The organism is Gabonibacter massiliensis (assembly GCA_001487125.1).
GTDB lineage: Bacteria > Bacteroidota > Bacteroidia > Bacteroidales > Marinifilaceae > Gabonibacter > Gabonibacter massiliensis.
Genome location: LN913011.1, coordinates 286,378 through 300,841, shown reverse-complemented (window position 1 = coordinate 300,841; position 14,464 = coordinate 286,378). Strand labels below are relative to the sequence as shown.

The following is a 14,464-nucleotide window of genomic DNA, read 5'->3' as shown; positions in this document are numbered from 1 at the left end:
TTTACTTTTGCAAAGCGAAAAGCTGTATCACGTCAGTAATATTAGTCACAAAAATAATATATTAAATTGCAAATTAGATTATATACAGGGCTTTTTATTAAGAAATGCATCATTTTTATGGCTATTGCCCTGCCTATTATACTCTCGTCGAATAGTTTTGCTGCCGAATATTTATTCGGGGGATCGCTATGGAATATGACGGCTGATACGACTGGACAACCGGGAGACAGTCTTCGGATCGTATATGATTCTATCGGAAACCCTGTCGACACCATCCGGAGAGACAGCACCCCGGAGGCAGAACCATTATTTGACGACCTAATAACTTACGAATCAGCCGATTCTGTCAGATTTTCCATTGCCGACAAAAAAGTTTTCTTTTACAAGGATGCTCTCATCAAATACATTAGAACGGAATTAAAAGCCGATTATATCGACTTGGACATGGAAAAAAAATTGGCTTTTGCTTCCGGAGTACCCGACACGGCAGGAACCCTGATCGGTAAACCGCACTTCAAAGACGGGGGACAGGAGTTTGACAGTAAAGAGTTACGGTATAATTTTGAAACCCGTAAAGGTTTCGTGAAAGAGATCATCACCCAAGAAGGAGAAGGATACCTGCAGGGAAAATTAACTAAAAAGCAAAGCGACTCGGTCTATTGCGTAAAAAACGGATGGTACACGACTTGCGACGAGCACGACCATCCTCATTTCTATTTCCGTATGAGCAAGGCCAAGATGATCAAGGACAAAAAAGTTTTCGCCGGTTTCACCAACTTGGTTTTGGAAGACGTACCTCTTCCGCTCTTTCTTCCATTCGCTTATTTTCCGATCACCAAAAAAGGAACATCCGGTATCATTATACCTACTTACGGAGAAGAAAGGATGAGAGGGTTTAACTTACGCAACGGGGGGTACTACTTCGCAATAAGCGATTACATGGATCTTACCATCACCGGAGACATATACACAAATGGCTCCTGGGGCGTGAGATTAGGGTCCACCTACAGAAAACGTTACAAATTCAACGGTAATTTCGATTTTTCGACGAGTAAAAACTACGTCAGCGAAAAAGGGATGCCCGATTATCAAGAGTCAAGCGATTGGTCCGTACGTTGGACCCACTCTCAGGATGGAAAAGCAAATCCTTATAGTACATTTTCCGCTTCCGTGGATATGTCTTCTGCCAACCAAAACTATTTTAACTCTACCAACATCAACGAAATAGCCAATCAGCGAAAGCAATCCAGTATCTCATGGAGCAAGAAATGGCCTGAAAAACCGTTTAGCTTAAGCGGTTCGTTCAATCATAATCAGAACAGTCAGGATTCATCCATATCCGTTACCCTGCCCAATCTGAGTTTCCGTATGAGCCAGATCTATCCTTTTCGCAAAAAAGGGAAAGTAGGAGAGATGAAATGGTATGACAATATCGGTATTTCTTATTCGGCCGATTTAAAGAATAACATTCAAACCAAAGAGGACAAGCTGTTCAAATCCTCCTTTACCAGAGACTGGAATAACGGATTCAGACACAATATTCCCCTCAGCCTGTCTTTTAAATTGGCAAAAGACATCACGCTCACACCTTCACTCAATTATAACGGCTACTTGAACCTGAAAACAATTGAAAGAGTATGGGTTCCGGACACCACTTCAAGCGGCGGACATTTCGTTCAGCGAGATATCCCGGGCGTCAACTATTCTCATGATTATTCCGCAAGTGCTTCCATCGGCTATACGCCGACCATATACGGTATGTTCCTGTTTAAACCGGGTTCTAAGGTCTATGCCATACGGCACGTGATACGTCCTTCACTCTCGGCGTCCTATACGCCACCGATCAGTCCGCTGGGGAACTACACGAAAACCTATACCGACGGGGTTACCGTTACGGAATATTCCATATACGAGGGTATGATTTACCGTCCTTCCACTCAAACCAGTAAACAGGCGGGAAGTGTCAGTTTCAGTTTGGACAACAACCTCGAGATGAAAGTGAGGAACGATCAGGATACGACCGGCGAGGAACAATTCCGGAAGATCAAATTATTAGAAAGTTTTAGGATACAAGTCAGTTACAATCCATTCGCCGAAAAATTCAAATTCAGTACTATCGGTTTAAGTGCCCGGACAAAATTATTCAATAGCAGAATCGACCTCAATTTCACGGGGACCATAGATCCTTACGCATTGGATGAAAAGGGTAATAAATTGAATAAATACCATGGAGGAATCGGGCGACTCACAAACGCATCTCTCAGCACCGGTATCAACTTTTCCGCGGACAACGGTAAAAACAAAGAGGAAAAAAACGAAATGGTCGGAGGGTACTACGAGCAATACTTAGACTTCGATGTTCCCTGGTCCATCAATATCGATTATACATTCAGCTACAGTAAACCCGCTTTCAAATCCACGGTAACACAAATGATGGGCATCAACGGAGACTTCTCCTTAACGCCTAAATGGAAAATCAGTTTCACCAGCGGTTATAACTTCGCCACCAAAGAAATTTCAGCAAGTAGTTTCCAGATCACACGCGATCTGCATTGTTGGGAAATGAGTTTCAACTGTATCCCGTTCGGTCAACACCAGTCTTATAATTTCCAGATCAACGTACGCTCCAGTATGCTAAAAGATTTAAAGTTAACCAAGAGAGCTTCCTGGTATGACCTATAAAAAAGCATCCCGCAAGGGGGGGATGCCTTTTTTCTTATCCTCTTTGTCTGACGGCTTCATACAAAACGACGGCAGCAGCAGCAGACACGTTTAACGATTCAATATCTCCCTTCTGCGGTATTTTTATCTGCTCATGGGCATGTCTCAATAACTCTTCGTCGATCCCGGTATCCTCCGAACCCATAATGATAACGCACCCCTCTTTCATATCCACCTCCGTGTAATACTTCTCCCCTTTTTCACTGGCAGCATACACCATCATCCCCCGACGTTTCAACTCTTTGATCACCTTCTTCAAATTTTGCTCCCGGCATACCGGCAAATGATAGAGAGCACCCGCCGAAGTTTTAATGGCATCTGACGATATCTTCGCCGAATTCTTAGTCGGAATGACAAGAGCATGCACGCCGGCACATTCTGCCGTACGGGCGATTCCACCCAGGTTACGCACATCCGTGATGCGATCCAGTATCAGGATCAAAGGCATCTCTCCGGCCGCGAGCACCCGATCCACCACCTCATCGATATCCCGATAAGTGATAGGAGAAACTTCCGCCAATACCCCCTGATGATTTCGTCCTTCAAAAGGTTTGAATACCTCTTCGGGTACATACTGAAAAGGGATCCCCTTATCTCTCACCATAATGAACAGTTTCTGAAAGAGTTCTCCTTCCCTCAACCCCTTTTTAAACATCACCTTATCGATCTCCTTTTCCTGTTGAATAGCCTCGATCACGGCACGAAGCCCGAATATACACTCTTGTTTATATTTTGCCATACCTATTATTTTACGATTTATAATTATCAATTGTAGCTTTCAAATGCTCTAAATTTTCGTTCTCCTCGCTCCATTCACTCATAGCCTGATCCAATCTCGACTTTTTCTCCTCATACATTTTAAGCAGCTCTTCATTTACAACCCCTTCGGACATCTTCCCTTCGATATCCGCAATTTTATGTTCCAAAGTCGCAATCTCCTCTTCCAACTTCCCGACCCGGACTTCAACACGCTTTATCTCCTTATTGAACTGCTTCCGTTCCAAAAATGCCTGCTTATTTTCCGAAACACTCTCCTCGTTTTCTTCTACGCTTACAACCTTGCCGCGTCCCGGATGCATTCGCTCGTATTCCCGGAAACACTCCATTTTTTTTGTTTCCAGAAAACGAGTAACCCCACCCAGATGTTCCTTTATTTTTTTATCCGCAAATTCATATACCTTATCGGCCAGACCGGTCAGAAAATCCCGATCGTGCGAGACGACAATTACGGTTCCTTCAAATTTTTTCAACGCTTCCTTCAAGATATCCTTCGTGCGCATATCCAGATGATTGGTCGGCTCATCAAGGATCAACACGTTATAAGGCTCCAGTAACAGACGAACCATAGCCAAACGCGTCCGTTCTCCCCCGGAAAGCACCCTTACTTTTTTTTCCACCTCCTCCCCGGAGAAGAGGAATGCACCCAAGATGTCCCGGATTTTTTTCCTGATCTCACCGACGGCCACTTGATCCACCGTATCCAAAACACTCAAGGAGGAATCCAACAAGTCGGCTTGATTTTGCGCGAAATAACCGATATTCACGTTATGACCGATTTTCAGCGTTCCTTCATATGGAATCTGGTCCATAATCATCCGTACCAACGTCGTTTTCCCCTCTCCATTACGTCCCACGAAAGCCACTTTCTCTCCCCGCAATATATCGATATCAACATCTTTCAACACCAAATGATCTCCGTAAGCCTTAACCAAATCCCGGCCGTGAACGACCACGTCCCCGGAACGAACTGCAGGCTGAAAACGCACGCAGATCCGGGCCTTATCCTCCGGCTCCACCTCTATCCGCTCTATCTTATCCAACTGTTTGATCCTGGATTGGACTTGCACCGATTTGGTCGCTTTATAACGAAAACGTTCAATAAAATCTTCCGTATCCTTGATCTGCTTCTGTTGGTTCTCGTAAGCTCTCATCTGCTGTTCAATACGCTCCTTTCTCAACTCCGTGAACCTCGTATAAGAAACCTTATAATCGTATATCTTCCCCAAAGAAATTTCTATTGTACGCGTCGTAATATTATCTAAAAACGCCCTATCATGCGATACCAACACAACAGCCCCCGGATAGCTTTGAAGAAAAGACTCCAACCAGGAAATAGATTCTATATCCAAATGATTGGTCGGCTCATCCAATAGAAAAACGTCAGGACGTCCCAACAATATCTTGGCCAGCTCTATACGCATGCGCCATCCCCCGCTGAACTCTTCGCATCGACGATCCAAATCCTCCTGTCGAAACCCAAGGCCTTTCAAAACGACCTCGACCTCCCCATTCACATTCTCTCCGCCACGCATCCTTAATTGTTCGTCTTTCACATTCAATCTATCGATCAACTTCATATAATCGTCCGACTCGTAATCCGTCCGTTCGGCCAACTCCAGGTGCAAGCGTTCGATCTCCCCCCGCAAAGCCAACAGATCGTCAAATGCCGACTCCGCCTCTTTTCTGACGGTTTTTCCTTCGGCATACACTTTTGTTTGAGGTAAATACCCAATTTTCAAATCAGAAGGCATGGCAACATTTCCTTCCGAAGGCTCCTGTACGCCGGCCAGAATCTTTAATAAGGTAGATTTACCCGCTCCATTGCGCCCCGTCAAACCAATTCGATCTCTTTTGTTGACCAAAAAAGAAACAGATTCCAACAGCGAGAAACCTCCAAATAAAACGCTAACATTGTTGACAGATATCATATCCCTTCAAAAAATTAAATAAGATGCAAATATACGAAACTTATTTTATTGAATCACGCAAACAAGAGGTATCCCTTTAATTTGTCCGTAAATAGTCCATCTCCTAAATAAATGCAATCGTAAAAACAAGGCAGATTGCCTTAACAACGGATTCATTTTTATTTAACCCTATTTCAAAAACTGACATTTGTCTTGTTTTATACGTCAAATATTTTTTATATTTGAAAAATTCATCCTAAAACAAGGGGTACAAAATTGTAGAAACATAATATTAACTGCTAAAATTGATATAAAATGCCTAAAGGAGTTTACAGACTACCGAACATTACCAACGAGCCGATCAAAAGCTATGCTCCTGGTTCACCGGAAAGAAAAGAGTTAAAAACACAAATTAGTGAAGTAAAAGCAACAACCGTAGACCTTCCCATGATTATCGGGGGGAAAGAGGTACGTACGGGAAAATTGGCTGACATTCGTCCTCCCCACGACCACAAGCATCTGTTAGGACATTATCATCAAGGCGATGCATCTCATGTACAAATGGCTATCGAGGCGGCATTAAAAGCCAAACCGGCATGGGAAAAAATGGGATGGGAAAGCCGGGCTGCCATTTTTTTAAAGGCCGCAGACCTGCTTACAGGTCCTTATCGCCAAAAAATGAACGCGGTCACCATGTTGGGACAATCCAAAAATGCTTTTCAGGCAGAGATCGATTGCGTGTGCGAGCTGGCGGATTTCTTTCGCTATAATGTAAAAAATATGTACGAGATCTACCATATGCAACCCAATTCCGCCCCCGGAATTTGGAACCGTACCGTATGGCGTCCGTTAGAAGGTTTTATTTTTGCCCTTACTCCATTCAACTTTACCTCCATCGCCGGAAACTTACCGGGAGCTCCCGCACTAATGGGAAACGTTTGCGTATGGAAACCGTCTAAAACCGCCGTGTATTCGGCACACCTGATCATGGAGATATTGAAAGAAGCCGGTCTTCCGGATGGAGTCATCAACCTGGTATATTGTTCCGGACCCACCGCTGCCGATGTTATTTTCAAACATAAAGATTTTGCCGGAGTACATTTTACCGGTTCGACAGCCGTCTTTAACGATATTTGGGCTAATATAGTAAATAACATAGACAAGTACCGCTCCTACCCTCGAATCGTAGGAGAAACCGGAGGCAAGGATTACATATTTGCCGATCCTACCGCTTCAGCAAAAGAAGTTGCGACGGCAATCGTAAGGGGAGCCTTTGAATATCAAGGACAAAAATGTTCTGCGGCTTCCAGAGCATACATCCCTTCTAATCTATGGCCGGAGATCGAAACATTGGTGAAAAAAGATCTGGCCGAAATTAAAGTCGGAGGAATAGAAGACTTCAGAAACTTTGTCAATGCGGTAATCGACGAAACCTCGTTCAACAAACTATCCGCGACCATCGACGCAGCCAAGACTTCCAAAGATGCAGAAATTGTGGCCGGCGGTACTTATGACAAATCCGTCGGATATTTTATACAACCCACGGTTATCCGTGCTCTAAAACCGGATTACATCACCATGCAAGAAGAATTATTCGGCCCGATCATTACCATTTACGTGTACGAGCCGGATAAGGTAGAAGAGACGTTGGATATACTCGACAAAGGTTCTGCTTACGCCCTTACGGGAGCCATTTTCTCCAATGATCGCAACCGTATAGAAAAACTAACAGAACGTTTGACACACACGGCAGGTAATTTCTATATCAACGATAAACCGACCGGTGCCGTTGTGGATCAACAACCATTCGGCGGAGGACGGGCTTCCGGAACCAATGACAAAGCAGGAACCGTATTCAATCTCTTAAGATGGGTATCGCCTCAGGCAATTAAAGAAACGTTCGTTCCCGCAACCAATTACATGTATCCGAATTTTCTGGAAGAATAAATCAACAGGCAAACGCAGATTTCGGTTTGTCGATCTTCAACCAGAGAATTTTCGCTTACAATCATGAAATGAAGTGAATTATAAGTATTTTATTAAAATATTTAGAACAAAATCACAAAAATAGAATAAAGGTGCTGCTCTTCAGCACCTTTATTTATTCTGTTCTATAAGATGGTAATTGCGATTGGCCGTATAAAATGTTTCTCTGGAAACCTTATAATGACGACAAATATAAGAAATCGACTTACCCGCCTGATACATTTTCTCGATCTCCTTTCGACGTTCAAGCAAGAAATCTTGTTTGGTGGTACCTCTCGGACGTCCTAATTTAACACCCTCCGCTTTTCTTACGGCCAAAGCTTCCCTGGTTCTCATCGATATCAGATTGTGTTCTATTTCCGCAACTAATGCAAAAGCAAACGCCAAAACTTTGCTGTTGATACTGTTGTCAAAAGCATAGCCGTCTTTGGTACTGTAAATAATAATCTCTTTTTCAAGACACCGATTCAGAATAGACATAATATCCAACAGCGTCCGACTCAAACGGGAGAGTTCGGTGACAATCAACACGTCACCTTTCTGCAACCCACCCATCAATTTCCCCAGTTTCCTCTCTTTCTCTTTCTTTTTTCCACTTACGATTTCTGTTACCCAACGTTCGATTTTTAAACCTTTTCGTGAAGCATACTTCACAATTTCTTCCCTTTGATTAGTTAAATGTTGTTTTCCCGTACTAACCCTCAAATAAGCGATTACCATAATTATCATATTAAAGTTCACAACACCTATACAAAGAATTGCAAACTTTCCCATATGTAAAGAGTTAAATATCAGTGACGAAAAAATAAGATAATTTGTCTTATAAAACGTTCGCTTTTTCGGACAGGAATTATGTAGTTTTTATAGATGGAATTTATACTCTCTTCATCTGATTAAGTTCTTTATATAGAATATTTTTAAATCGTGTTTTTTCTTTATTTTGAAATTTATTATATTTGTCCATCACAAGGAACGATTATTATGACAGAAGTGTGCAAGAAACAATCATAAATTATCTTAATAGAATCATATATAACGTTAATCATTATTTTTGGACCGTCATGAATAAAAAAGAACTTACCAAAAAAGTTGCCTTAAAAAGTGGGTTGACACAAACATTAACTGCCAACATCGTAAATACGGTCATTGAAACAATCCGAGAATCTCTTGCAACAGGAGAAAGCGTCACTATTCACGATTTTGGGACTTTAGCCGTAAAAAAACAAAAGCCGCGGGGACGTTTCAATCTGAGCACCCATGAAGTAGAAGATGCCGTGCCCAGGGAATTCATTAAGTTCATTACCAGCAAGTCCCTCAAACTACAACAAAAAAACAAAGCACAGGTTTCGAATTAGAAGATAATAGTCACGGAGTTCTAAAAAATAAGGGCAAGATTTTAATGTCTTGCCCTTGTAAGTCAAAACCGCCAACGCAGTTTTTTTCTACTTATCCGTTAATTAAATAATCACGATATGCTCCTGATCCGTCAATTTTTCACAGTAATGACATTTTAACACGATAGGTTCGCTTCCCACCACAACGAATTTTGTCCGAACATGCTGATTATTCGTGATACATTTCGGATTCACGCATTTCACAATACCTTCCACGCGTTCCGGAACACTAACCGTCTTTTTTTCCGCCACTTCAAAATCTTTAATAATATTGATTTTTGCAGAAGGTGCTACCAAGGCCAACTTATTAATTTCATCGTCTCTCAAAAATTTATCGGAGATTTTAATAATCGCCTTTTTACCGAATTTGCTACTTGACAAATTATACCCGAAAGTAACGGTATTCTCCGTGTGCTCAATACCTAAAATATTAATCACATCAAACAATTTATCAGCAGGGATGTGGTCAATCACCGTACCGTTTTCCACGGCACTTACCTGTAACTCTTTTTTTGCTGCCATATCTTTTTTCTTTATTACCATTTTAAATCTAATGCCTTAAATATAATTGCCTGACGGGTATAAACACCATTCAATGCTTGTTGGAAATAGTAAGCCTTTTCGTTCTCATCCACATCTTCATCGATTTCGTTTACCCGGGGTAGCGGATGTAAAATACGCATATTCGGTTTCGTTCCGCTCAGCATGGCATTCTTTAAAATATAGACGTTCTTCACTTTTTCGTACTCTAACGGATCGGCAAATCTTTCTCGTTGCACCCGGGTCATATAAAGGATATCCGCCTCATTAATTACCTCATCCAATTCCGTATGTTCATAGTAGGGAATATGCAATTCATCCAGGAACAATTTATAAGCAGCCGGCATTTCCAACTCTTTGGGCGAGATAAAATGGAACGTCGGATTAAAATGACTCATCGCTTGCAATAAAGAATGTACCGTTCTTCCGTATTTTAAGTCTCCCACCATAAAAATATTCAGGTTCTCCAAAGTTCCCTGTGTCTTATAGATCGAATAAAGATCGAGCATTGTTTGGGTCGGATGCTGATTGGCTCCGTCCCCAGCATTAATTACAGGTACGGAAGCGACCTCACTTGCAAAACGGGCAGCTCCCTCCAAAGGATGGCGCATTACGATCAAATCGCAGTAATTATCCACCATTTTCGTCGTATCTTTCAAAGATTCTCCTTTTGTTGTACTGGAAGAAGAAGCATCGGAAAATCCTACAATCCTTCCCCCCATGCGACTAATTGCAGTCTCGAAACTCAACCTGGTACGTGTTGAAGGTTCGAAAAACAAGGAAGCAACTACCTTACCGGCCAATAAATTGCGGTTCGGATTTTTTTCAAATTCTGAAGCGATTTTCAAAACTTCCAGAATCTCCTCTTTCGAGTAATCGGTAATGGATACTAAACTACGTTTGTTCATATTGTTTATATATTAAAGATGTTTGCTTAAACGTTTATCCACAAAAAAAAACCAACAATGCTATCGAAACAATGTTGGTCTTTAATATCTTATCAAAACGGCTTCCCCTTTTCTGCCTAAACTGGAGGCAAGAATAAAACGTATGCCGAATATTTTGATGTTCAATCTTCATATCGGAATACAAATATAGATATATTTCTATCCCGAACAAACTATTTTCGCAATTTATTAAAAAAATTCCGCTATCCGATCCGCAATATCAATAGCCACTTCCGATTTTGTTTTCAAATCGTAAATCAATTTATTCTCCTCCTTATCGATCAATGTCACCTTATTGGTATCTCCCCCGAAACCGGCCCCTTCATCCCGCAAGCTATTCAACACGATTAAATCCAAATTTTTCCTCTTCATTTTCGAAACAGCATTATTCTCCTCGTCGTTAGTTTCCAACGCGAATCCGATCAACCACTGCCCCGCTCTCTTCTTTCGCCCCAACTCAGCCGCGATATCTCTTGTCGGAGCCAACTCCAACTTCAAATCATCTTCTCCCCGTTTCAATTTTACAACAGCCCGTTCCATAGGGGTAAAATCCGCCACGGCAGCACTCAAAACAGCAATATCGCTCTCCGGAAACACCTCGATAGCCGCCCGATACATTTCGGACGCCGACTCCACATCTATTCTCCGGATCCGTTTATTGGATAATTTCAGATTTACCGGACCGGCAATAAGCGTAACTTCAGCCCCCCGGGCAGCCATCTCTTCGGCTATGGCAAATCCCATTTTCCCGGAAGAGTAGTTGCCGATAAAACGTACGGGATCTATTTTTTCATAGGTAGGTCCTGCCGTAACCAACACTTTTTTACCAGCATAACGCGCGTCTGCAGCAAAAAAACGGCTCATAAAAGACACGATCTGATCGGGCTCCTCCATTCTTCCCTTCCCGATTAATCCGCTTGCCAGCTCTCCGTTTTCAGGTTCGATAATCAAATTCCCGTAAGATTTCAATATTTGTAGATTCCGTTGAGTCGCCGGATGAAGATACATATCCAGGTCCATGGCAGGAGCCACTATAACCGGACACTTAGCAGACAAATAGGTTGTCAACAACAAATTATCCGCTATACCGGCGGCCATCTTACCGATTGTATTAGCGGTTGCCGGAGCGATCAGATAGGCATCCGCCCACAACCCCAAATCCACATGCGAATTCCAATCTCCATTTTCGGGATCATAAAAATCCACCAGAATAGGATTCTTCGACAACGTGGCTAAAGTCAAAGGGGTGATGAATTCCTTTGCCAAAGGCGTCATTATTACCTTAACGTTAGCCCCTTCTTTCACTAAGCCTCGTATTAACGGAGCTGCCTTATAGGCCGCAATACTTCCCGTTACTCCCAATATGATATTTTTTCCCTGTAACATAATTCTTTTTTTAATCACCTGAAAAAAAGAGGCTGTCCGAAAATTCATCCGACAGCCCTTTTATCTTCTCTGATAATCCTCCCGTTATCCGTCTTACTCTATTCTTCCTCTTCCTCCGACTTTACCCCTCCTTTTTCCTTTGCCGGATTACGAAAATAAAGTTCGCCATCCTCAAACTCCTGAGTAGCGATCAACACCGGTTTAGGAATACGCTCGTAATACTTGGAAATCTCGATCTGTTCGCGATTTTCAAATATCTCCTCCAAATTATCCGCGTACGAGGCAAACTCCTGAAGTTTCCTGCTCAACTCTTCTTTCATTTCAACCGAAATCTGATTGGCACGTTTTCCAATGACAGCAACAGCTTCATAAATATTATCCGCCTTACCGGCTAACGCAGCCGTATTCCTTGTAATGGTATTATTCGGTGCCTTTACTTTCTTAAAATCTACCATGGTTAATTTGAATATAATTATTTATTCTGATTATTCTGACCTTCTTGATGCGCGGAATCCGTTTGACTGTTCAGCTCATCCTCCTTGTATTCGTCCGGATCGTCGTATTGTTTCAGGAAATCGTTCAATACTTCGTATTTCTTGGCCATCTCCTTCGCATACACACTATTGGGATACTCATCCACGAAATAGTAATACTCTTCTTTCGCTGCCGTGTAACGTTCGTATTTTTTATCCTCCACGCTATTCACAGCCATCTCGTATTTGGAATTAAACAACATCCACATGATTCTCTCCCGGTATTTCGTTCCGGGGAAATCTTTCAGACAATTCTCCAGGCTGACGACAGCGGCCTTGTAATGTTCCCGCAAATAATAGTTTTCCGCTCCCAAATAAGCTTTGTAAGAGAGTTTATCTCTCATGTCATCCATGTATTTATTTATTAACTCCTTACGCGTAGAATTAGGATAACGACTCAGGTACAGTTGGAAATTACTCATGGCCTTTTCCGTTGTCGTCTGATCCAAACGCACTCTCGGCGAAGCCAAATAATTACAATATCCCATCATATACAGACACTCTTCCATGTAGGAACTTTCCGGAAACATCGCCACAAACTGCTTAAACAGTTCGGCCGCATTTTCGTAATCTTTCTGGTTATAGGTACAAAAAGCCCGGTAATATGCTATGGTTTGGGCTCTTGCGGTTCCCGCGAAGACAGTCCGAATACCGTCAAACAAATTCAAAGCCCTTGTATAATCTCCTTTATTATAATATTCCACCGCCTTTTTATACATAAGAGAATAATCCCCACTCTTCAAAAGTTTTTGGTACTCCCCACAGGAACTCATTAGTACGATAACAAGCAGAAAACCTAAAAAATTCTTCATCATAAGCGCTGTTTTTGCATCACGCAAAGATAATCTATAAATATCAATATGCAATAAGTTCATCCACATTTCTTTTTGAAAAAACAGAGTAAAAGACAAAAACAACTTTTCAAAAAGAAATCCTCCATTATAAGAATTTTTAGTTACCTTTGCTTCGTATTTGTATCAAAAATTTAAGAATTTCAAAATATTATCGACGTGGACATTTTTGAAAGAGTAAAAAATCAGAAAGGAAATATTGGACAATATGCCAAGCAAGCTCATGGCTATTTTTCATTTCCGAAATTAGAAGGAGAAATCGGTCCCAGGATGAAATTCCGCGGGAAAGAAATGTTAAACTGGAGTTTAAATAATTATATCGGTCTCGCTAACGATCCTGAAGTAAGAAAAGCGGATGCCGAAGCTGCGGCAAAATACGGCATGGCTTATCCTATGGGAGCCCGCATGATGAGTGGACAAACTTCCCGTCATGAATATTTGGAATCCCAATTAGCCGACTTCGTAGGCAAACCGGATGCATTTTTATTGAATTTCGGGTATCAGGGTATGGTCTCTATTATTGACGCTATGACTTGCCGTCATGACTGTATCGTTTACGATGCCGAAGACCATGCCTGCATTATGGACGGCCTGCGTTTATCTCCGGCAAAACGTTATGTATACCAACATAACGATATGGAGAGTCTGCGTAAACAACTCGAACGGGCTACCAAATGGGTAGAAGGAACCGGAGGGGGTATTCTCGTCATAACGGAAGGTCTTTTCGGAATGGCCGGAGACTTGGGAAAATTAGACGAGATCGTGGCCATGAAAAAAGATTTCAATTTCCGGCTGTTGGTCGATGACGCACACGGTTTCGGGACGATGGGACCGAACGGTGCGGGAACCGGAGATCATTTCGGGGTAATGGACCAAATAGACCTCTACTTTGCGACCTTCGCCAAAGCGATGGCAGGCATCGGGGCTTTTATTGCCTGTGAAGAAGATATATGCATGTACCTGAGATACAATATGCGTTCCCAAACGTTTGCCAAATCCTTACCCATGCCCATGGTGGAAGGAGCCATCAAAAGGCTGGAGTTGCTGAGAAGCAAGCCGGAATTAAGAGAAAAATTGTGGACGATCGTCCGGGCTTTACAGAGCGGATTGAAAGCAGACGGTTTAAACATCGGCAAAACGAACTCTCCGGTTACTCCCGTTTACCTATCCGGTAGTGTTGCCGAAGGAACTCAAGTAGCCATGGATTTAAGAGAAAATTACAATCTTTTCTGTTCTATCGTGGTTTATCCGGTGATTCCCAAAGGACAATTGCTACTTCGCCTGATTCCAACTGCCATGCATACGATGGAGGATGTGGAATATACGGTACAAGCCTTTAAAGCCGTGGCCAAAAAATTAGCCAACGGAGAATACAATAAAGAGACGGTGGTCGATGCCAACGCTCTATAAAAAAAGCCC

General features: G+C 42.3%; 12 protein-coding genes. 4 read left to right on the top strand and 8 right to left on the bottom strand.

Annotated elements, in window-relative coordinates:
* Positions 1 to 117: 117 nt before the first annotated feature.
* A complete protein-coding gene (locus tag BN3283_RS02135; RefSeq protein WP_059025483.1) occupies positions 118 to 2,682 on the top strand; it encodes a putative LPS assembly protein LptD in 2,565 nt (854 codons plus the stop codon).
* Between the two features lie 34 nt (positions 2,683 to 2,716).
* Here BN3283_RS02135 and rlmB read toward each other — a convergent pair whose 3' ends face one another.
* Together rlmB and BN3283_RS02125 are read right to left on the bottom strand one after the other, a co-directional pair.
* On the bottom strand, positions 2,717 to 3,460 hold the full coding sequence (gene rlmB / locus BN3283_RS02130) for a 23S rRNA (guanosine(2251)-2'-O)-methyltransferase RlmB (RefSeq protein WP_041502266.1): 744 nt from the start codon (positions 3,458 to 3,460) through the stop codon (positions 2,717 to 2,719).
* A 10-nt stretch (positions 3,461 to 3,470) separates the two neighbouring features.
* Positions 3,471 to 5,429, bottom strand: a complete 1,959-nt coding sequence (locus BN3283_RS02125; protein WP_059025482.1) for an ABC-F family ATP-binding cassette domain-containing protein — start codon at positions 5,427 to 5,429, stop codon at positions 3,471 to 3,473.
* A gap of 294 nt (positions 5,430 to 5,723) precedes the next feature.
* On the opposite strand from BN3283_RS02125, the gene pruA reads away from it, so the two are divergent.
* On the top strand, positions 5,724 to 7,355 hold the full coding sequence (gene pruA, locus BN3283_RS02120) for an L-glutamate gamma-semialdehyde dehydrogenase (RefSeq protein WP_059025481.1): 1,632 nt from the start codon (positions 5,724 to 5,726) through the stop codon (positions 7,353 to 7,355).
* A gap of 150 nt (positions 7,356 to 7,505) precedes the next feature.
* Here the strand turns inward: pruA and BN3283_RS02115 are convergent, their stop codons facing one another.
* Positions 7,506 to 8,114, bottom strand: coding sequence for a recombinase family protein (locus BN3283_RS02115; RefSeq protein WP_041502269.1), 609 nt, complete (start codon positions 8,112 to 8,114; stop codon positions 7,506 to 7,508).
* A gap of 341 nt (positions 8,115 to 8,455) precedes the next feature.
* Here BN3283_RS02115 and BN3283_RS02110 point away from each other — a divergent pair, with 341 nt between their 5' ends.
* Complete coding sequence (locus BN3283_RS02110) at positions 8,456 to 8,749, top strand: HU family DNA-binding protein (RefSeq protein ID WP_041502270.1); 294 nt, start codon at positions 8,456 to 8,458, stop codon at positions 8,747 to 8,749.
* A gap of 102 nt (positions 8,750 to 8,851) precedes the next feature.
* On the opposite strand, the gene pyrI is transcribed toward BN3283_RS02110, so the two are convergent.
* The 5 genes from pyrI to BN3283_RS02085 all read right to left on the bottom strand — a co-directional run bounded on the left by pyrI (position 8,852) and on the right by BN3283_RS02085 (position 13,009).
* Positions 8,852 to 9,310 (bottom strand): aspartate carbamoyltransferase regulatory subunit, encoded by a 459-nt coding sequence (gene pyrI, locus BN3283_RS02105; protein WP_041502483.1) that lies wholly within the window; start codon positions 9,308 to 9,310, stop codon positions 8,852 to 8,854.
* Positions 9,311 to 9,324: 14 nt separating this feature from the next.
* Entirely contained in the window at positions 9,325 to 10,236 is a 912-nt protein-coding gene (gene pyrB / locus BN3283_RS02100) for an aspartate carbamoyltransferase (protein WP_041502271.1), read from the bottom strand.
* 228 nt (positions 10,237 to 10,464) lie between these two features.
* Complete coding sequence (gene coaBC, locus BN3283_RS02095; protein ID WP_059025522.1) at positions 10,465 to 11,661, bottom strand: bifunctional phosphopantothenoylcysteine decarboxylase/phosphopantothenate--cysteine ligase CoaBC; 1,197 nt, start codon at positions 11,659 to 11,661, stop codon at positions 10,465 to 10,467.
* A 98-nt stretch (positions 11,662 to 11,759) separates the two neighbouring features.
* Positions 11,760 to 12,116, bottom strand: coding sequence for a DNA-directed RNA polymerase subunit omega (locus BN3283_RS02090; RefSeq protein WP_041502272.1), 357 nt, complete (start codon positions 12,114 to 12,116; stop codon positions 11,760 to 11,762).
* A 17-nt stretch (positions 12,117 to 12,133) separates the two neighbouring features.
* Positions 12,134 to 13,009, bottom strand: a complete 876-nt coding sequence (locus BN3283_RS02085) for an outer membrane protein assembly factor BamD (protein WP_052634406.1) — start codon at positions 13,007 to 13,009, stop codon at positions 12,134 to 12,136.
* Positions 13,010 to 13,204: 195 nt separating this feature from the next.
* Between BN3283_RS02085 and BN3283_RS02080 the strand changes: the two genes are divergently transcribed.
* Entirely contained in the window at positions 13,205 to 14,455 is a 1,251-nt protein-coding gene (locus BN3283_RS02080; protein WP_041502273.1) for an aminotransferase class I/II-fold pyridoxal phosphate-dependent enzyme, read from the top strand.
* Positions 14,456 to 14,464: the final 9 nt, after the last annotated feature.